This window comes from Ruegeria sp. O6 (genome assembly GCF_056535045.1).
In genome coordinates this window covers 108,635-128,030 of sequence record NZ_JBQERM010000001.1, presented here as the reverse complement: position 1 = coordinate 128,030, position 19,396 = coordinate 108,635, and the positions used below count along the sequence as shown (strand labels likewise).

The following is a 19,396-nucleotide window of genomic DNA, read 5'->3' as shown; positions in this document are numbered from 1 at the left end:
CTTTAACACCTATGTGAAGACAATCCCGAAAACGGCTTAATACAGCAGTAAGTCGCCAAAATGTCTGCTTTTTTGGGTGTTTTCCGCCGTATCTGTCGCTTGGTGGGCGCAATCTGTCGCGGAAAAAGCCCTTTCCCTCTTGACCTTGGACGGCGCAATGTCATGAACAGTCCCATGAGTACTGCACGTTTGACGATCAATCTTCAGGCCCTCGCCAGAAACTGGCGGGCACTCGACGCGAAAACCGGGGTCGAAACCGGCGCCGTGGTCAAGGCAGATGCCTATGGGCTGGGCGCAGGACCTGTCAGCGACACGTTGGCAGAAGAAGGTGTTCGCAAGTTTTTCGTGGCCGCCGCAGAAGAAGGCGCAACCGTTCGCGAGGCAGTTGGCCCCGGCCCGGTGATTTTCGTTTTTTCGGGACATATGGAAGGCGATGCCGACCTGCTGCGCGGCAACGACCTGATACCACTGATCAACTCGCCGGAACAGTTTCAACGCCACACAGAGGCCCTGCCCGACCACCCGTTTGGTATCCAACTGGACAGTGGCATGAACAGGCTTGGTCTTGAACCTGCTGACTGGGCTGAGTTGCGTTCCAAGGCCGAAGCCTTGAACCCGGCGTTCATCATGTCTCATCTGGCCTGCTCGGACGAGCCGGACCACCCGATGAACCAGCAACAACTGAAAACCTTCCGCGACATGACTGATGGGGTCGCCGCGCCGCGTTCTCTGGCGGCGACGGGCGGGATGCTTTTGGGGCCTGAGTTTCATTTTGATTTCTGCCGCCCGGGCATCGGCCTTTACGGCGGCATGCCCTTTGCCGGTGCAAAACCCGTTGTAACCGTCGACCTTCCTGTCATTCAGGTGCGCAAGTTGGCCGTGGGCGAGACCGTGGGTTATGGAAACACCTGGGTGGCGCGCCGGCCGTCCCGGATCGCCACCGTTGCTGCCGGCTATGCAGATGGCCTGCATCGCGCTATTGGCGGCGGCATCGACACATTTGCGGGCGACCAACCCTGCCCGGTTGTTGGACGAATCTCGATGGATCTGATCACCGTGGACGTCACAGACCTGCCGAAAGACCCGGAGCGTCTGCGCATTCTCAACGGTCACCAAACCGTTGATGATCTGGCCGAGGCCGCTGGTACAATTGGCTATGAAATCCTGACATCAATGGGCAATCGCTATTCGCGGGGCTACGTGGAATGAACCCAATCAGCGCGCTGGGGGGGCTGGGCCGTACCGTGCTGGGCCTGCTTGCGGCTTTTGGCCGGGTGGCCCTGTTCGCGCTCGATGCAGCGTCGCATATCCTGCGCCCACCCTTCTATCCGCGTGAATTCGGGATGGCCCTGCTGAATATCGGCTGGCTGTCTCTGCCCGTCGTCGGCCTGACCGCCATTTTCACCGGCGGCGCGCTGGCCTTACAAATCTATGCAGGCGGTGCACGGTTTAACGCCGAGGCTGTCGTGCCCCAGATCGTCGCCATCGGCATGGTGCGCGAACTTGGCCCGGTTCTGGTCGGCCTGATGATCGCCGCGCGCGTGACGTCGTCCATCGCGGCCGAGATCGCCACGATGAAAGTGACCGAACAAATCGACGCTCTGGTCACGCTGTCGACCCATCCGATGAAATACCTTACTGCTCCACGTGTGCTGGCCGCGCTGATCACCGTGCCTGCACTGGTCGCCGTAGGTGACGTTATCGGGATTGCGGGCGGGTACACTGTCGCTACGCAGAATCTGGGCTTCAACCCGGCGGCGTATCTGAAAAACACGGTCGATTTCCTTGAGATGCGCGACATTGTATCGTCTCTGGTCAAAGGCGCGGCCTTTGGCGTGATCGCGGCTATCATGGGTTGCTATTACGGCATGAACTCGGGCCGCGGCGCACAGGGTGTCGGTCGCGCTACCAAAGGGTCGGTCGAGGCCGCAGCTGTGTTGATCCTCGCCGCAAACTTTGTTCTCACAGGGGTGTTCTTCTCGCTATGATCCGGATGGAGAACGTACATAAAGCCTTTGGCGACAACCGTGTGTTGCAAGGCATGAACCTTGAGATTCCCAAAGGCACCTCAATGGTGATCATTGGCGGCTCGGGCACCGGCAAGTCGGTGGCATTGAAGTGCATTCTGGGTTTGATCCACCCTGACAGTGGCGTGATCTACGTGGACGGCAAAGATGCACAATCCGGTGACAGGGATGCGTTTCTGGCCAGGTTTGGAATGTTGTTTCAGGGCGGTGCGCTGTTCGACTCGCTGACCGTCTGGCAGAACGTCGCCTTCCGCCTGCTGCGCGGCTCGCTGAAACGTCCAACCGAGGAAGCGCGCGAGATCGCCATCGAAAAACTGCGCCGCGTGGGCCTGAAATCCGACGTGGCCGACCGTTTTCCGGCAGAACTGTCAGGCGGGATGCAAAAACGCGTGGGCCTTGCCCGCGCCATCGCCGCCGAGCCTGAGATTATCTTTTTTGACGAACCCACCACCGGCCTCGACCCGATCATGTCCGGCGTCATCAACGACCTGATCCGCGAGATCGTAACTGAGATGGGCGCCACCGCGATGACCATCACCCACGACATGAGCTCCGTCCGCGCGATTGCTGACAACGTGGCCATGCTGCACGGAGGGGTGATCCAGTGGACCGGCCCGGTCAGCCAGATGGATGCCTCAGGTGATCCCTATGTGGAGCAGTTCATCAGCGGGAGCGCTGAGGGGCCGATTGAGGCGGTGCGTTGATAGCAGTGATGCTGGACAAATAAATCAAAAATCATCGACGGAAATCTGACAGTTTTGCGTTAAACCAGCGCAACGTTAAAGTTTGTCGGAGCTTCCCCATGCCTACTTCGTATTCTCGCGCGCAAATCGCCCTTCACTGGGTCATTTTCGTTCTGATCGCAATTCAATTTCTCTTTCACGAGCCGATGTCTGAAGCCTGGGATCAATTCGAACGCGGATTGCCTGTCTCTTTTCAAGCACCAGTTGCTCTTCATGTATTCGGAGGATTGCTTGTCCTTGCGCTCGCGATTTGGCGGATTGCACTACGTCTGACCCGCGGCGCGCCGCCGCTACCGGAAAAAGAAACAGCCGCGATGAAGCTCGCCGCACATATCACGCACTTCTCACTCTATGCGTTGATGGTGCTGGTGCCCGCCTCAGGTGCCTTGGCCTGGTTTGGTGGGATAGCAGCGTCCGCCGAAGTGCATGAGATCCTGAAAACGCTAATGCTTGTTCTGATTGTCTTGCATTTTCTGGCTGCCTTGTTCCATCAGTTCATTCTCAAAACCAACCTGATGGCTCGTATGAAGCGCGCAGGATAAGCTTTTGAACAAGCATCCTTGAACCCACGATCCAACACCGTAATGTCAGGCGGTCACACTTAATAGCGTTGGCCGCCATGATATTGCGTTTCGCAACACTGTCACTTTTGGTTTTCTACCCCGTCGCGTGGTTCGCCCCGCTGATGCGCGCGGGGTTCCTGCCGATCTTTGGCCTTAGCGAAATCAGCGTCATCACCGGCCTCCAGTCGCTTTGGAAATCCGACATCTTCCTTGCGCTGGTCGTCACCATCTTTGCCCTCTTCGCGCCCTACATCAAAACCATTGGCACCGCGCTGATACAGTGGAACCTGCTAGATGCCCGTGTGCAGCCTGCGCTGAGTATCCTAGGCAAGCTGGCGATGGCGGATATCTTCCTGATCGCGCTTTACATCACATTGGCCAAGGGCATCTCTTACGCCACTGTTGAGACCGCATGGGGTCTCTACCTGTTCACGGCCTGCATCCTTGCCTCCATCGCTTTGGGCATTCTCACCGAACGCCACTGCAAATCCATCGCTCGGACATAGGGCGCTGACGACGAGGAAAGCCCAGCAAGGGCTTGAAGAACCGCCCGTCCTCGGGCACCAAGACGTCATGGCAAAACCAACCTTCTCCTGCTCCGCCTGCGGCGCATCCCACTCCCGCTGGTCGGGCCGCTGCGACGGATGCGGCGAGTGGAACTCGATCATCCAGGACGTACCTCTGTCGGCAGGCCCAGCCAAGAAATCGCTGGGCTCGAAACGCGGGCGGTCGATGACGCTCACCGACCTGTCGACCGAGGAAACCCCGCCACCCCGCACACTCTGCGGAGTGGAAGAGTTGGACCGGGTGCTTGGTGGCGGGCTTGTTCCCGCATCTGCCCTGTTGGTGGGCGGCGACCCCGGCATCGGTAAATCCACCCTGCTGCTGCAAGCGGCCGCCCGCTTTGCCCGTGCTGGCGTCAAGACAATCTATGTCTCGGGTGAAGAAGCCAGTGCGCAGGTTCGCATGCGGGCGCGCCGCCTTGGGCTGGAAAATGCGCCGGTGCAACTTGCTGCCGAAACCAACCTGCGCGACATTCTTACCACGCTTGAAGCCGAGAAACCCGGTCTGGCGATCATCGACTCGATCCAGACCATGTGGGCCGACAATGTCGACAGCGCGCCGGGGTCCGTGTCGCAAGTCCGGGCGGCTGCTCATGAACTGACCGCCTTTGCGAAACGGCACGGCGTGTCGATCATCATGGTCGGACACGTCACCAAGGAAGGCCAGATCGCAGGCCCCCGTGTTGTCGAACACATGGTCGATACGGTGCTGTATTTCGAGGGCGAGCGCGGCCACCAGTTTCGTATCCTGCGGGCGGTCAAGAACCGCTTTGGTCCCGCCGACGAAATTGGCGTGTTCGAGATGACAGGCAAAGGGCTGTCGCAGGTCACCAACCCCTCGGCCTTGTTCCTGTCCGAACGCGGTACGCCCAGCCCTGGCTCTGCGGTCTTTGCCGGGATTGAGGGCACACGGCCCGTTTTGGTCGAATTGCAGGCCCTTGTCGCCCCGTCCCCCCATTCGCAACCACGCCGGACAGTGGTGGGCTGGGACAGCGGGCGGCTGGCGATGATCCTTGCCGTGCTCGAAGCGCGTTGCGGCATTCCCTTTGCCGGTCTCGACGTCTATCTGAACGTGGCCGGCGGGTTGAAAGTCAGTGAACCCGCCGCCGATCTGGCCGTTGCTGCTGCATTGCTGAGCGCACGCGAAGACACGGCCCTGCCCTCAGACACCGTCGTTTTCGGGGAAATCTCGCTATCCGGGGCACTTAGACCGGCTCCGCAGACAGAAAACAGGTTGAAAGAAGCACAAAAACTTGGTTTCACAGCGGCAATAGCTCCGGCAGGTGGCAAAACCGGTACTGTGGCAGGTCTGACACTCACCCGACCCTCAGATTTGGTGGGGTTTGTTGGCGAAACCTTCGGAGCAGGTTAAAGTCGCGCCTTGAGGGGCAGAAGAAGAACAGGCGAGGGCCATGGAAGGTTTTACAATAATCGACGGGGTGGTTGCCCTGATCATCGTGCTGTCAGGCTTGCTGGCCTACTCGCGTGGGTTCATGCGCGAAGTTCTGGCCATCGCGGGTTGGGTTGCGGCGGCCGTTCTGGCGTTCATCTTCGCCCCGCAGGCTGTACCTCTGGTCAAGGAAATCCCGGTCGTCGGAGATTTCCTGCGTGACAGTTGCGAACTGTCCGTGATCACCGGGTTTGCAGCGGTCTTTGCGGTGGCGCTGATCGTGGTCAGTATCTTCACACCGCTGTTTTCATCACTGGTCCAGCGCTCGGCCCTTGGCGGTCTGGATCAGGCTCTGGGGCTGTTCTTCGGCATCGCTCGTGGCATTCTTCTGGTTGCGATCGCATTCTTCGTTTACGACACCGTGATGACCGGCCAGTCTTACACAATTGTTGATGAAAGCCGGTCGGCCAAGGTGTTTGAACAGTTCAGCGGCCAGATTGAGGAACAAAACCCCGAGGCGGCTCTGGGGTGGGTTACGACTCAGTATGAACAGCTGGTCGCCAGTTGCACGGCAGGAAACGCTGAACCGGCAACAACTGCACCTTCCAACGGCTGATAGAGGCAGATCACCAATTCATGAAAGCCCGGCCCTGCCGGGCTTTTTTGTTGCAGATCAGACAAACCCCTCGCCACCGCACACGGTACAGCGGATTGTTTTCAAACCAAAGCACCCGTCACATCGACTGAAGATCGGTTTTCCAAAGATATCTCTGCTTTTGGCGATCTCACCCGCTCCGTTACAGATCTGGCACGATGCGCGCCCCAATCCTCGGCACCGATGGCACCGCTGCCTGATCCGTTCCTGGTTCTTGTGAGGAGGTTTATGCTGCCACATTCAGGTCCCCCCGAGGTGCTGAGTTTTAGCAGTTAATGTATGCAATCAAATGCATGACAGCACATATGTTTGCGCATGTCACCATCTTCGTTTTTCTACGTCGACATACGCAAACTTGGCCTGCGGCATTTGGCTATTGTGATCCTTTGATGACAGCCACGCCAATAGGCATTATGTGGGGGCCAACCTGCCACGGAATCGGAGCCACCCATCTTGTACTTTCTGTATGAATGCGCGCTGATCGCAGTGATGGTCGCCCTAACGGCGTCTTGTTCCTGTGTAGCGAACATTTCCGCGCTGAAGATGCAGAAAGTTCGGTGCCGAACTGCGGTCAATCCTCGAATGATATCGTCATAGAAGTTGGAGCCCCTTGAATGTGTGGGATTTTAGGAATCGCAAGCCGGACACATGATGTCTTTGCTGAGATCTATGACGGGTTGCTGATGTTACAGCACCGGGGTCAGGATGCCTCTGGGATCGTGACCTACAACGGCGAATTCTTCCGGGAAAAGAAAGCCAATGGTTTGGTCAAGGACGTGTTCAACGCCCAGGATGCTGAAACCCTTCTGGGTCATGTCGGCATGGGGCATGTTCGTTATCCCACGGCCGGATCACTCAGCGCGGCTGAAGCGCAACCTTTCTTCGTGAACGCACCCTACGGTATCTATCTTGTTCACAACGGCAACATCACCAACACAGCGGAACAGCGCGAGAAGGTGACCGGGAAATACAGCCGCCACCTGCGCACCACATCGGATTCGGAAATCCTGCTGAACGTGCTGGCCGACAAAGTGGCTGACGCCATCAAGGTGAACGGCAATTCGGACCCGATCCGAAACATCTTTGCCGGTGTGAAGATGACGATGGAGCGGGTTCAGGGCGCCTATTCAGTCATCTGTCTGGTGGCAGGTGTTGGCATGCTGGCGTTCCGCGACCCATTTGGCATTCGGCCCCTTTCGGTCGCAAAACGCAATGTCGACGGTCAGGGGGACGATTATGCCTTTGCTTCGGAAGACGTAGCCTTTGGTATCAACAGTTTTGAAAAGCTGCGCGATCTGCGCCCGGGCGAGGCCATCCTGATCGACCTGAAAGGCAACATGCACGAGTTTCAGGCGGTCGAAGGCAAGCTGACGCCCTGTATCTTCGAGTATGTGTATCTGGCGCGCCCGGATTCACTGCTGGACGGTGTCTCGGTTTATAAAACCCAGATGCGTATGGGACAGACGCTGGCGAAACAAATTCAGGACTCCGGCCTGGAAATCGACCGGATCATTCCCGTACCCGACAGCGCCCGCCCCGTGGCACTGGAAGCGGCAAAAATCACCGGCATCCCCTATCGCGAGGGGTTGGTGAAGAACCGCTATGTCGGGCGTACCTTCATCATGCCGGGCCAGGCCGAGCGACAGAAATCCGTCCGCCGCAAGCTGAACGCCGTTCCGCTGGAATTCGAAGGCCACAGCGTTCTGTTGATCGACGATTCCATCGTGCGCGGCAACACCATCAAAAAGATCGTTCAGATGTGCCGCGATGCCGGGGCCAAGAAGGTTTATGTGGCCAGCGCCTCGCCGCCGGTCAAATACCCCAATGTCTATGGCATAGACATGCCGACCAAGGCCGAGCTGATCGCAAATGGCAAAGAGATCGAAGAGATCCGTGAAGAGCTGGGCGCCGATGCACTGTTCTATCAGCATCTGGAGGACCTGATCTGGGCGGCCCAGGAAGGAAACCCGGACATCCAGGGATTTGATTGTTCCTGCTTTGATGGCAATTACATTACAGGCAGCGTTAGCGCGGATTACCTGGACAGTCTGGAAAACAGCAGCCGTGTCAGCCAGAAACGCGCGGATATGCAGGTTCCGGGCGGGTCGTGGAATGCGGCTAAACTCGCCTCAGGCTGAAAGACTCCGCCCACCGAGTGCACGTCCAGCTTCTATTCAGACCGCGAATCAATCCGTTCGGCATGCAGATAGGACAACCCTATTCAGGGTGGCTCGCATCTATACTGTTCCACCGATGAGTGGAAATCTGCCACAACCCGGCGGCGATTCTTGCACGATCACAGGGACTAACAAATGGGTCGCTACGTCGTGAAGCGTGGAGTCTGTGTGGGTCTTTTGCTCACCTGATCGTTTTGATATCGGGCGGCAACCACTCACTCGAAATAAGGGGTTCGGAACTCATGCCGGGCCACGGACCATGTCAAACACCAATGTCAAAAGCGCGGCCACACAGCAGGGCGCGTTAAACAAGAACTCTGTTTCTGTTCTGGGGGTGTTCGGGCCCAAAACCGAACTGCACGCCTTGGTACGCCTGTCATCGGGCCGCGTGAAAGAGGTTGAACCCGGAAGCCGTGTCGCCTCGGGTACGGTGATAGCAATCGACGAACAGGGCATCATGCTGCGACAAAGCGGCCAGACCAAGCGGATCGCCATTCCCGGAAGCTAATCGCGACTTGACGCCCCTCGCGCAGGGGTTCAAACCGCAGCCATGACCGATCAGACAAAAATCGCCCTTATCACCGGGGCCTCTCGCGGGTTGGGCGCTGCGCTGGCCGAAGCGCTGGCACCTGAATACCATATCGTCGCCGTCGCCCGGACCACCGGCGGGCTGGAAGAGCTGGACGATCGTATCAAGGCGAAGGGCGGGTCAGCCACTCTGGCCCCCATGGACATCACCGATCCAAACGCCATGGCGACCCTGTGTCGTGGCATCCATGACCGTTGGGGCAAGGTTGACCTGTGGATGCACACAGCCATCCACACATCAGCACTGACGCCAGTGCATTTTGTTGACCCCAAGGAATGGGCCAAGGCGATCAACACAAATGCAAACGCGACCTCGGTTCTGATCCCCTATGTCTCACCCCTTCTGGGCGAGAGTGGCCATGCGGTGTTTTTTGACGATCCGAAAGCTGGCGAGAAGTTTTATGGCATCTACGGTGCCACCAAGGCCGCGCAGATGGCTCTGGCCCGCAGTTGGGCCGTCGAAACCGAACGCACCGGTCCTCGGGTTTCGGTTGTCGAACCCGCGCCGATGCCCACGGCCGTCCGTGCGCGTTTTCATCCCGGGGAAGACCGGAGCGTGTTGAACAGCACCAAGGATGAAGCTGCGCGGATTCTGGCACTGCTTTAGGAAATGGCCCTGACGGGCCATGCCTCTGGCGGGGATATTTGCAGCCAGGTGAAGCCTGGATCAGGCGATATGCACGCCGTTGCGCCCAGCCAGATCGACGAAGAATTGCCAGGCGACACGGCCAGAGCGCGACCCGCGCGTGGCTTGCCACTCAATTGCCTCGGCGCGCAAGATCTCTGCATCAACAGAAACGCCATAGGCGGCGCAATAGCGGTCGATCATCGCAAGATACTCGTCCTGATCACAGGGATGGAACCCAAGCCACAGGCCGAAGCGATCCGACAGCGAGACTTTTTCTTCGACCGCCTCGGAAGGATTGATGGCGCTGGAGCGTTCGTTTTCGATCATATCCCGCGGCATCAGATGGCGACGGTTTGAAGTGGCATAGAAGACCACATTCTCTGGCCTGCCTTCAATACCACCATCCAGAACAGCCTTGAGAGATTTGTAGTGCTGGTCATCGTGGCTGAACGACAGGTCATCGCAAAACAGTATGAACCTGTAGGGCGCTGCGCGCAGATGGTTCAGCAACCGCGCCACCGTTCCCATATCCTCGCGCTGCAATTCGACCAGCTTTAGATCGACGTAATCAGCGCTCAGTGAGCCGTGCACGGCCTTTACAAGGCTCGACTTTCCCATCCCCCGAGCCCCCCAGAGCAGCGCATTATTTGCCTTGTACCCTGCTGCAAACCGGCGCGTATTGTCCATCAATGTGTCGCGAGAGCGATTGATGCCGACCAGGAGATCCAGATCGACCCGGTTGACTTGCGTAACAGGTTCCAGTCGTTCCGGTTCGACATGCCACACAAATGCTGGAGCAACGGCAAAATCAGGCGCCACCAAAGGAGCCGGTGCCATGCGTTCCAACGCCTCGGCGATACGGTTCAGGGCTTGGTCGTCCATGTGGGCCTCCGGTTTTGTCTTGAGGGGTTCAAAGCACGTTCCAATTGGCACAACAAGAGTTTCCAATGGAAAAGGCGCGCCATTGGATGGCGCGCCCTTTTGGTTTCGTCGGCAGACTTACTTGTCGTCTTCGAACTCCTGCATCAGGTCATCATCCGCTTCCGCTTCATCATCGTAGTAACCGTCAGCGCGCAACTGGTCCTCGCGTTTCTTTTCAACTCGCGCGACCAGGAAGATCGAAATCTCGTACAGACCGTACACCACCACAAACAGTATGATCTGCGTAATGACATCCGGTGGTGTGACGACTGCGGCCAGAACCAGAATGCCGACCACCGCATATTTCCGAACAGCGCCCAGCCCCTCGGCACTGACCAGTCCTGCCTTCCCCATAAGAGTCAGGAGAACCGGCAACTGGAAACACAATCCAAAGGCCACGATGAACTTGATCGTCAGGTTCAGATATTCCTGGGCTGAGCCCTGGAACACCACACTCAGCGGTGCCGCGTTGACCCCGTCGGCCACGGCTTCACCCTCAGCCCCGAATTGCTGGAACCCGAGAAAAAAGTCATAGGCCAGAGGCGTGACGACGTAGAAGGCAAAGCTTGCGCCCAGGAGAAACATAAAGGGCGAAGCCAGCATGAAAGGCAGGAACGCGTTTTTCTCGGACTTGTAGAGGCCCGGTGCTACAAAGCGCCACATCTGCATCCCGATATAGGGAAATGCCAGAATGAACCCACCCAATAGGGAAACCTTGATCGCAACAAAGAACCCTTCCTGTGGCGAGATGAAGATCAGGCTACAATCCTGCCCGCGCTCAGCCAGAACGTCACACAGGGGATTGGTCAGGAAATTAAAGATCGGCGTCGCCACTGAAAAACAGATGATCATACCGACCAGAAACGCCACAACGCTATGGATCAGCCGTGTGCGCAGTTCGGCCAGATGTTCGATCAACGGGGCCGAAGAATCGTCAATCTCGTCGGTTTTGCTCATGTCTTGCTTTCAGTGTTCAGCGCGGCTTCGGCCTCTTCTGCCTTGGCCAGCGCATCGGCTGCTTCTTTGGCCTTGCGCTCGGCGGTGGCCCGGGCGGCTGACGCCTGAACCTTTTTGGCCTGCTCGGCCCGCTCGGCCGCCAGTTTCCCTGTTTCGCTGTCAGGATCGAACTTTGTGGGATCGATGCTTTTCGCCATCTCCTGCGCGGCTTGCTTGACACCGTCCATGGCCGATCCCACAGGGTTCACGGCAGCGTTGAGACCTTTCTTGATCTCATTCACCCCTGCCTGATCGGCGGCTTCGTTCATGGCGCTGCTGAACTCGCGCGCCATTCCGCGTGCCTTGCCGACAAAACGTCCGACATTGCGGAACAGCACCGGCAGGTCCTTTGGCCCCACAACGATCAGGGCAACGATGCCGATGACCAGAAGCTCGGTCCAGCCCAGATCAAACATCTGCGCTTACGCCTTGTCTTTCTCGGCTTCAGGTGTGACGTCCTTGGCCAGCTCAGAAGCGTCCTTTTCCAGCTCTTCCGAACCGTCCTTGACGCCCTTCTTGAACGCGGTGATGCCTTTGCCAACTTCGCCCATCAGCGAACTGATCTTGCCGCGCCCGAACAGAACCAGAACCACAACGGCGATCAGCAGCAGGCCAGGAAGGCCGATATTGTTGAGCATGTCTTCTCTCCTTTTTCGTCGGCACGTTTGCGCGCCGGGAACATGAACTGACTCAGTCTTTACGCCTCGATCGCTGGTCTCAAAAGGGATCTGCAACGGGTTGCGGGCAAAATTTGTGGAAAACGCGTGAAACCTAAGGGGTCGCAATTTTCAACTGACAGGTTTATGTCAGTTGTTATCCGTTAGGGCTTTGGCATCGAAACAAGGTCAATGGAGAATTAAATGACCCACGTTGCTGAAATCGTCACCTTCACGCTGGCCAATGGCACCACGCCGGAAGAGTTCGTGAAACTCAGTCAGGCTTCTGAGGCCTTTGTGCGCAGCGCGCCGGGCTTCGCCCATCGGCAGCTTAGCCAGGGCGAAGATGGTCGCTGGACCGATTATGTTGTCTGGACAGATTTGAAAGCGGCAGAGGACGCCGCTGCGCAGTTTCCGCAACAGGAATGTGCGGCAGGCATGATGGCGGTCATCAATCCCGATAGTATCCAGATGCGTCACGAGAAAGTCCTATGGAACATGACTGCCTAAACGCAGTCAGAACGGCGTGTCATGCGCCGCACTGACCGACTGTTCGATATCATCCAGATCCTGCGCGATGGCAAACTGCACCGCGCGCAGGACATTGCGGACCGGCTTGAAGTGTCGGTCCGCACCATCTATCGCGACATGGATACGCTTGTTGCCTCGGGCGTTCCGGTCGAGGGAGAGCGCGGTGTCGGCTACATGGTGCGCGAGCAGATCACCCTGCCCCCGTTGAACCTGACCACAGCCGAGCTTGAGGCGTTGAATCTTGGCATGGCCATCGTGGCCGAGGCCGCGGATACTGACCTGAAGGCTGCCGCACAGTCGCTTGCCGACAAGATCGACGCTGTTTTGCCAACGCAGGTCGTGGCCGAGGCGGACAGCTGGAAATTCGCGGTCTACCCATTTGCCGATGCCGCAAGGGGCCTTGCCCATATGGCCCCGATCCGTGCAGCCATCAAATCACGTCAGAAACTTCACCTGTCCTATCGCCGCATTGACGGCGTTTTGACCGAACGCACCATCCGCCCGCTCCATATGGAATACTGGGGGCGGGTCTGGACCCTTACCGCCTGGTGCGAGCTGCGCAATGGATTTCGTGTCTTTCGCATCGACCTGATCGAAGCAGTTTCACCCCTTCCGGAGATCTTCGCCGACGAACCCGGAAAACGCCTGAGTGATTATGACCCGTACGCCTGACAGGCTTCATCTTTTCAGAAATACTCTCGCCGAAGGCATGGCCCGGTACGGGCCATCCAGCTTCACTTCAGATAGGGCTCGGGGTCCACGGACTCGAACCCTTTGCGGACTTCGAAATGCACATAGGCATTGTCGCCGCCCCGCAGTTGAGCCAGCTTCTGGCCACGGCGTACCTTATCGCCTTTCTTGACAGTGATCTTGTCGACATTTGCATAGACAGTCAGAAGATCGTTGTTGTGCTTGACCACAATGATCGGCACCTGATCCGCGTCCGCTGTGATCGCCGCGACAGTACCAGCCTCGGCAGCTGTGACCGACGTACCCGGAGCGGCAGCGATGTCGATGCCCTCATTCTTGCCCTTGTCATAGCCGCGAATGATAGTGCCGCCAACCGGCAGGGACAGCGCGGATGTGCGCGTATTGGTTGGCGCTTCGGCGGTCACGTCGGGGGCCTCGGCCAAAGGCGCAACTTTTTCATCCGGCAAGGGCTGCGTAGCGCTGGGTGGCGTCGGCGTCGGTGATCCCTGTCCCGGTTCCGTCACCTCCGTGGCGGGAACGGGCGCGGCACTAGCCGCATTTTTCCTGGGCGCTGGCTGGTTCTTGACCGGAATCAACAAGTACTGACCTTCACGCACGGTAAAATCAGATCCCAGCCCGTTCCATTCCGCCAGAGATTCAACCGGCACCTGGTAGAGGCGCGAGATTGTATAGGCCGTCTCACCCCGCTTGACCTTGTGCCTGACCGGCTCCGGCCCAGCTGACACCGGCGCGGGTGTTGGTGCCGGTTTCGCGGGTTCCAGTGTTGTGGTCTGAACCGAACCCGACGACGGCACCTGATCAATTGCAGACCCGGCAACCGACGCGATGTCCACACCGCTGCCAGCACCAACAGTGCGTGGCAGTGCAAGAACCTCACCCTCTCTTAGCGTGTCCGTTGTCTGAAGGCCGTTGAAACGCGAAAGCTCGCCCTCGGGCAGGCCAACCCGCGCTGCCACGTCCCGCACCGTATCGCCGCGGCGCGCCACGACCACCTGGTAGTTCGGATAGGTAATGACACCCCTGCTGTCTGGTGCCGGGCGGGATGCCGTCGCGGATTGCGCTGCATTGGTGGTCGAAAATCCACCGATCTGCCCGCGAAGGTCATAATCCAGAGGCCCCTCGCACCCGGCCAGAATGGCCAGAGCGGCCACCCCGGTCGCACAGCGGCGCATTGCTGATTTGGATACTGCTCTCATAATTCTGTCCTCAACGCCTGCCCCTGTTACCCGGAGTTCCGGCGACCAATTCTTTAAGCCTATTACGCCTCGTCCTTTCCAAGCCCCTCCAGAAGGGGCACGAAACGGACAGACGTTAATTCGTCATAGTCCAGACCATCTTCGGTGCGCGTCACTTTGATCAACTGCTGCACCGCGTCCGACTGGCCCACGGGTAAAACCATAATACCCCCGATTTTCAGCTGCGCCAAGAGCGGGCCCGGAGGATCCTCAGCCGCGGCTGTGACAATGATCCGGTCAAAAGGGGCTTGTTCCGGCAGGCCAAATGACCCATCCGACAACATCGAAGTGATATTCGTCAGGCCCAGGTCGGCAAACAGCTTGCTTGTTTCGCTCACCAACCGCCTGTGGCGTTCCACTGTGTAGACCCGGCGGGCCAGTTTGGACAGTATAGCTGCCTGATAACCCGAACCTGTCCCAATCTCGAGCACCGTGTCCCGGGGCCTCACGTTCAGGGCCTGCGTCATCAGACCAACGACCGAGGGTTGACTGATCGTCTGGCCGCAGGAAATCGGCAGCGGCATGTCCTCGTAAGCGCGCCCTGCGAACAGGCCGGTGACAAAGCGACCGCGGTCCACCTGCTCCATCGCAGCCAACACGCGCGCATCCGTGACCCCCCGTTTGCGCAGGGCAAACAGGAATTGCATTACAGTTTCAGGGTCCAGTCCGCTCATTCGACCGCCTTCAATGCCTCCAGCATGTCATGTGCAGTCAGGTCAGCGCGCATCGGCGTGACCGAGATATAGCCTTCCAGATTAACAGCCGCATCCGTTCCGGGTGCGGTCGGATTGTGCTGATAGCCGCCCTTGATCCACAGGAACCTCCGCCCCGAAGGCGAACTGTGCGGTTCGACCGAAAAACGCGTATCGCGCCGAAACCCCTGCGCCGCAATCCGCGTGCCCAGAACATCGTCTGCCGGAACCGGTGGGAAATTCACATTGTAGAACAGCCGATAGTCACCCTGTTCTGCCGGAGTTGCGTCCAGAATCCGGCGCACCAGATCTGCACCATACCGGGCGGCCGCCTCAAACGGGTCGTCTAGGCCCAGGTTGCGAGGGCCAAAATATTGCGACAGGGCAATCGCTGGGACGCCCTGCAATGCCGCTTCCATCGCGCCGCCGATCGTACCGGAATACAACGTGTTTTCAGCCGAGTTGTTGCCCCTGTTCACGCCGGACAGAACCAGATCGGGAGGGGTATCCAACATGACGTCGTGGAGCCCTGCCAAAACACAATCGGCAGGCGATCCTTCGGCTGCAAAGCGCCGCTCGCCCAGCTTGGCGACCATCATCGGGTGGGTATAGCTGATGCAGTGCCCTACCCCGGACTGTTCAAACGCGGGCGCGACCACCCAGACCTCTCCATCCGGTCCGGCCAGCTCAGCCGCAATCGCCTCAAGCGTGATCAAGCCCGGGGCATTGATCCCGTCGTCATTGGTCAGAAGAATTCGCATGTGCCCGATTTACCCCCGCGTTTGGCTCTTGATAGACCCGGGCCTGCGTTGCGGCAAGCGACGTGGCCCCGCAATCTGAGGATTTCGCGCACCACTTGGGCGGAAATCGAAGGATCAGCGCCTGGTCTCGGGAAAAACGAAACATCTGTCGCGGCGGATGGTCAGCCACATCACCCGGCCCGGGTTGGGGACAAACACGTTCGGAACCGTCGCCCTCAGGATCGAACCATCATAGTCCATGCGGAACTCCACCAGGCTTTCATTGCCCAGAAATCGCGCACGTTCAACGACACCACGGGCTGCCACACCATCTGTTGGTGTCGGCAATGGCCCCTTGCCGTTGCGGTCAAAGTCCAGCTTGATGTGCTGAGGGCGAAAAACGATCTCGACATCCGTACCATTCGGAATGCCCGGCGCCAGGAACTGACCAAAGGGCGTGTCCGCCAATGCGCCATTCACTTGCGCTCGCAAAACGTTGACATCACTGAAAAACGCCACCGCTGCCTTGTCTGCGGGACGCGTATAGACGTTATAGGGCGCGCCCTGTTGCACGATCTTGCCACGCCGCATCAGGGCGATCTCGTCGGCCATGCGCATCGCTTCTTCAGGCTCGTGCGTGACCAGCAATACGGCGGCATCTTCTTCCTTGAGAATGGCCAGCGTTTCGTCACGGATACCATCACGCAAACGGTTGTCGAGGCCCGAAAACGGCTCGTCCATCAGCATGATGCGGGGGCGCGGCGCCAGGGCACGCGCCAACGCCACGCGTTGTTGCTCGCCACCTGATAGTTGATGCGGAAAACCATCGATGAACCGCATCAGGTCGACCTTCTGCAACAACTCCTCGACCCGGGCGCGTTTTTCGTCCTTGTTGCCCTTAAGGCCGAAGGCTACGTTTTTGGCCACGCTCAGATGTGGGAACAGTGCAAAGTCCTGAAACATCAGTCCGATCTCGCGCCGTTCCGGAGGCACCCGGAACACGGTGTCGCAGATCAGCTTGCCATCAACATAAATCTCACCCGAGTCCTGCATCTCGACACCGGCGATCATGCGCAACGTAGTGGATTTCCCGCAGCCCGACGGCCCCAGCAGACAAGTCACCTTGCCTGCCTGAACGGTCAGCGAAACATCATCCACAACAACCCGCCCCTCAAACCGACGGATAATGTTGCGAATTTCCAGACGCGGTGGAATTGCGTTACCTGTCACCGATGGACCCCGTTGCCTTTCCCGATCAAATCCATCGGGCTTGAGCGGGGATAGCAACCCCGCCCCTCAGGTGCAAGGGATCAGCAACACCCGCCAGAAGCGACAGATGCACCCACGGCTTCAAAAGGGCTTTCGCCACCACAGCCTTCGAAAATGCCATAATGGGTCGAAAAATCGCCGACAAAGTCAAAGTGACGGGCAAATCGGGTGTCTTTCAGCATCATCCAGGTGTTGCCGCAGACCGGAAACACCTTGCCGGATTCGATAACGTGATGGTCATCCAGAACAAATTCATGCGGTGCGTTCGGCACGGTTCCCTTGTAGATCACGGCTTGCCCATAATCTTCACAAGCCGGTTCCAATGCGGGCAGTTTGAACAGTCGGTATGTCGCGGACAGGAACTTCAACGGCGCAACACGCTCTTCCAATACCGGATTTTCGATCGTCAGCGGACGGTGCGTCACACGGCGCGGGTCGCCGAAACCGGCCGTTCGAGCCATTGACAGGAAATCATTCCAATAAAGCGCGCCGGACAGGCACTCGCCATAAAGTACTTCGTCTTCGGCCATCGCCTGCGGAATACGGCGGTCAGCATAGACATCCGAGAAATACATCTCGCCGCCCTCTTTCAACAACCGATGCGCGCCGCGCAGAACCGCATTCTTATCCGTGGCCAGGTTGATTACGCAGTTCGAGACGATGATATCGAACGATCCGGGTTCCAGATCAAGCTCATCCAGTTTTTCGATATAGCCGTGATGGAACTCCACATTGCTGCGGGCATATCCAAATGCTTCGGCGTGATACTCCTGATGCGCGCGGGCGACGTCCAGTTGTTCGGGCGTCATGTCGACACCCACCACCCGGCCCGTCTCGCCGACCATGGCGGACAAGGCATATACATCCCGCCCGGCCCCACACCCCAGATCAAGGATCGACATGCCTTCCAGATCAAGTGGGGCAATCAGACCGCAACCATAGTAGCGTGTCAGTACGTCGTCATGAATCTTTGAAAGGATCTTTTTGACATGACCGGGCATGTCGTCAGGCGTGCAGCATGCATTGGTCTGCAAGTCAGCACTGCTTTGCAGGACTTCACCATAATAGTTCTGCACCGATTCATGTTTCATCGCGCTTTTCCCTCGCAAATGGTCATGTCCGAGCTAAAGCAGCCGCCGGGTGTTCGCAATCCGGCGAAGGCGCTTTTGACGAAAGCGTGAGTGGTCCTGCGCGGTATTACCCAAGCAGGTCGAAGTCCACGCCCGCGCGAATTTTGCCATTCACCTGAACCTCAAGCCGGTGTGCGCCGGGAACCAACTTGAATGTTGTGGCGTCGCCCTTCAACTTGTGGCGTTTTTCCAACGTCAGTTTCCCGTTCTTCAAAGCCGCCTGCTTCAACTTGTGCACCTTGGCTGAGATTTTCCCGCCAGGTCTTTGAAAATGAATGACATAGTCAACCAGAACTGGCAGATCTCCAAACCCGTTCAAAGTGACCGAAAAGGCCAGAGCGTCCCCAATCCGAGCTTCGGAGGTCAGGTTGACTGCGACCTCGATTTCCGCTTCCGGGTCATAGCCTAACATCTTCATCGCTTCAGGATGCCCCGCTTTCACAAGCCCGCGCAGGGTGTGTGACGTCATCCAGTCCAGCTCGTCCTGATTCTGATGACCCTGGCTGCGCCACGCCGTCAGGCGATCCAATACCAGATCCGGGTCTTTCTTGGTGATGTCATTCAGGTGATTGGATACGGACCGGGTGACATACCGCGTCGAATCCATGTGCAACTTGTCCAGCAACGGCAGCGGGTCCTGCAAACCCAATGCGACCGCCTGCCCCCATGGCAATCGGGGGCGCGTCCCTTCGCTGACCAGCCTGCGCACATGGTAACTGTCATGAGAGCACCAGTCCTGCATCCGCCGCAACACCCGGTCCGGGTCATGGTTCAGGAACGGACGGATTGCCCATTCCATGGAAAACCTCTGTGTCAGTTCCTCCATCACGTCTAAAGCCAGATCAACATGCTCAAGACCTATGGTCGCTACCCACTCACCGACCGGCGCAAAGATGAAATCGCCAAAATCGTCATCCGTTTTCGTCGGATCCAAAGGTGCGGGCAAGGCGCGCAGGATCGTCGGGGCAACAGCAGGCAAGTCACCGGGCACCGCCTGTTGCAGACAAGTGGCGATCCAGATGATCCGATCCTTCAGCTCTAGATCCAGCAATCGCGACATGACCGCAGATCGGAATGCCGGGGCATCAAATTCTGCATGAGACTCGGAAAACAAACCACTGAGATAATTTACTTTCTCAGCGTTGAACATCTGATCTTTCAACGAAAACCCTTGCGCCATG

General features: G+C 58.1%; 22 protein-coding genes. 12 read left to right on the top strand and 10 right to left on the bottom strand.

The window, feature by feature from the left end:
• Positions 1-174 precede the first annotated feature (174 nt).
• From alr to ACR0DY_RS00620, 10 genes are all read left to right on the top strand, one after another.
• Positions 175-1,209 (top strand): alanine racemase, encoded by a 1,035-nt coding sequence (gene alr / locus ACR0DY_RS00665; protein ID WP_480545511.1) that lies wholly within the window; start codon positions 175-177, stop codon positions 1,207-1,209.
• Positions 1,206-1,988 carry an MlaE family ABC transporter permease gene (locus ACR0DY_RS00660; protein ID WP_480480639.1) on the top strand — a complete coding sequence of 261 codons (783 nt, stop codon included), beginning with the start codon at positions 1,206-1,208 and terminating at the stop codon, positions 1,986-1,988. Before alr ends, ACR0DY_RS00660 begins: the two co-directional genes overlap by 4 nt.
• Entirely contained in the window at positions 1,985-2,731 is a 747-nt protein-coding gene (locus ACR0DY_RS00655; RefSeq protein ID WP_480485443.1) for an ABC transporter ATP-binding protein, read from the top strand. Before ACR0DY_RS00660 ends, ACR0DY_RS00655 begins: the two co-directional genes overlap by 4 nt.
• 98 nt (positions 2,732-2,829) lie before the next feature.
• Positions 2,830-3,312: a cytochrome b gene (locus ACR0DY_RS00650; RefSeq protein ID WP_267364177.1), complete on the top strand. Its 483-nt coding sequence runs from the start codon at positions 2,830-2,832 to the stop codon at positions 3,310-3,312.
• 77 nt (positions 3,313-3,389) lie between these two features.
• Positions 3,390-3,839, top strand: coding sequence for a paraquat-inducible protein A (locus tag ACR0DY_RS00645; RefSeq protein WP_480545509.1), 450 nt, complete (start codon positions 3,390-3,392; stop codon positions 3,837-3,839).
• A gap of 67 nt (positions 3,840-3,906) precedes the next feature.
• Positions 3,907-5,268, top strand: coding sequence for a DNA repair protein RadA (gene radA / locus ACR0DY_RS00640; protein WP_480480631.1), 1,362 nt, complete (start codon positions 3,907-3,909; stop codon positions 5,266-5,268).
• 40 nt (positions 5,269-5,308) lie between these two features.
• Positions 5,309-5,902, top strand: a complete 594-nt coding sequence (locus ACR0DY_RS00635) for a CvpA family protein (protein ID WP_267364181.1) — start codon at positions 5,309-5,311, stop codon at positions 5,900-5,902.
• A 653-nt stretch (positions 5,903-6,555) separates the two neighbouring features.
• Entirely contained in the window at positions 6,556-8,079 is a 1,524-nt protein-coding gene (gene purF / locus ACR0DY_RS00630) for an amidophosphoribosyltransferase (protein ID WP_480480629.1), read from the top strand.
• A gap of 298 nt (positions 8,080-8,377) precedes the next feature.
• Positions 8,378-8,626, top strand: a complete 249-nt coding sequence (locus ACR0DY_RS00625; protein WP_209503732.1) for a hypothetical protein — start codon at positions 8,378-8,380, stop codon at positions 8,624-8,626.
• Between the two features lie 42 nt (positions 8,627-8,668).
• The gene (locus ACR0DY_RS00620) at positions 8,669-9,313 is read left to right on the top strand and encodes an SDR family NAD(P)-dependent oxidoreductase (RefSeq protein WP_267364183.1); all 645 of its coding nucleotides are present in this window, start codon (positions 8,669-8,671) and stop codon (positions 9,311-9,313) included.
• A 60-nt stretch (positions 9,314-9,373) separates the two neighbouring features.
• Here ACR0DY_RS00620 and ACR0DY_RS00615 read toward each other — a convergent pair whose 3' ends face one another.
• The 4 genes from ACR0DY_RS00615 to ACR0DY_RS00600 all read right to left on the bottom strand — a co-directional run bounded on the left by ACR0DY_RS00615 (position 9,374) and on the right by ACR0DY_RS00600 (position 11,889).
• The gene (locus ACR0DY_RS00615) at positions 9,374-10,216 is read right to left on the bottom strand and encodes an ATP-binding protein (RefSeq protein ID WP_480545507.1); all 843 of its coding nucleotides are present in this window, start codon (positions 10,214-10,216) and stop codon (positions 9,374-9,376) included.
• Positions 10,217-10,333: 117 nt separating this feature from the next.
• The gene (gene tatC, locus ACR0DY_RS00610) at positions 10,334-11,212 is read right to left on the bottom strand and encodes a twin-arginine translocase subunit TatC (RefSeq protein ID WP_480480624.1); all 879 of its coding nucleotides are present in this window, start codon (positions 11,210-11,212) and stop codon (positions 10,334-10,336) included.
• On the bottom strand, positions 11,209-11,667 hold the full coding sequence (tatB, locus tag ACR0DY_RS00605) for a Sec-independent protein translocase protein TatB (RefSeq protein WP_267364187.1): 459 nt from the start codon (positions 11,665-11,667) through the stop codon (positions 11,209-11,211). Before tatB ends, tatC begins: the two co-directional genes overlap by 4 nt.
• A gap of 6 nt (positions 11,668-11,673) precedes the next feature.
• Positions 11,674-11,889 (bottom strand): twin-arginine translocase TatA/TatE family subunit, encoded by a 216-nt coding sequence (locus tag ACR0DY_RS00600; protein WP_480473142.1) that lies wholly within the window; start codon positions 11,887-11,889, stop codon positions 11,674-11,676.
• A 222-nt stretch (positions 11,890-12,111) separates the two neighbouring features.
• Here ACR0DY_RS00600 and ACR0DY_RS00595 point away from each other — a divergent pair, with 222 nt between their 5' ends.
• Together ACR0DY_RS00595 and ACR0DY_RS00590 are read left to right on the top strand one after the other, a co-directional pair.
• Positions 12,112-12,417 (top strand): hypothetical protein, encoded by a 306-nt coding sequence (locus ACR0DY_RS00595; RefSeq protein WP_267364188.1) that lies wholly within the window; start codon positions 12,112-12,114, stop codon positions 12,415-12,417.
• Between the two features lie 21 nt (positions 12,418-12,438).
• Positions 12,439-13,110 carry a helix-turn-helix transcriptional regulator gene (locus ACR0DY_RS00590; protein WP_480480622.1) on the top strand — a complete coding sequence of 224 codons (672 nt, stop codon included), beginning with the start codon at positions 12,439-12,441 and terminating at the stop codon, positions 13,108-13,110.
• Between the two features lie 62 nt (positions 13,111-13,172).
• Here the strand turns inward: ACR0DY_RS00590 and ACR0DY_RS00585 are convergent, their stop codons facing one another.
• The 6 genes from ACR0DY_RS00585 to ACR0DY_RS00560 form a co-directional block, all read right to left on the bottom strand.
• Complete coding sequence (locus ACR0DY_RS00585) at positions 13,173-14,345, bottom strand: peptidoglycan DD-metalloendopeptidase family protein (protein ID WP_480480620.1); 1,173 nt, start codon at positions 14,343-14,345, stop codon at positions 13,173-13,175.
• Positions 14,346-14,407: 62 nt separating this feature from the next.
• Positions 14,408-15,058, bottom strand: coding sequence for a protein-L-isoaspartate(D-aspartate) O-methyltransferase (locus ACR0DY_RS00580; protein ID WP_209503723.1), 651 nt, complete (start codon positions 15,056-15,058; stop codon positions 14,408-14,410).
• A complete protein-coding gene (surE, locus tag ACR0DY_RS00575) occupies positions 15,055-15,837 on the bottom strand; it encodes a 5'/3'-nucleotidase SurE (RefSeq protein ID WP_267364192.1) in 783 nt (260 codons plus the stop codon). The genes ACR0DY_RS00580 and surE overlap by 4 nt, the downstream gene beginning before the upstream one ends.
• 114 nt (positions 15,838-15,951) lie before the next feature.
• Positions 15,952-17,019, bottom strand: a complete 1,068-nt coding sequence (locus tag ACR0DY_RS00570) for an ABC transporter ATP-binding protein (RefSeq protein WP_480486463.1) — start codon at positions 17,017-17,019, stop codon at positions 15,952-15,954.
• A gap of 107 nt (positions 17,020-17,126) precedes the next feature.
• Positions 17,127-18,176 (bottom strand): methyltransferase domain-containing protein, encoded by a 1,050-nt coding sequence (locus ACR0DY_RS00565; protein WP_480485428.1) that lies wholly within the window; start codon positions 18,174-18,176, stop codon positions 17,127-17,129.
• A 106-nt stretch (positions 18,177-18,282) separates the two neighbouring features.
• Complete coding sequence (locus tag ACR0DY_RS00560) at positions 18,283-19,395, bottom strand: hypothetical protein (RefSeq protein ID WP_480538010.1); 1,113 nt, start codon at positions 19,393-19,395, stop codon at positions 18,283-18,285.
• Position 19,396: the final 1 nt, after the last annotated feature.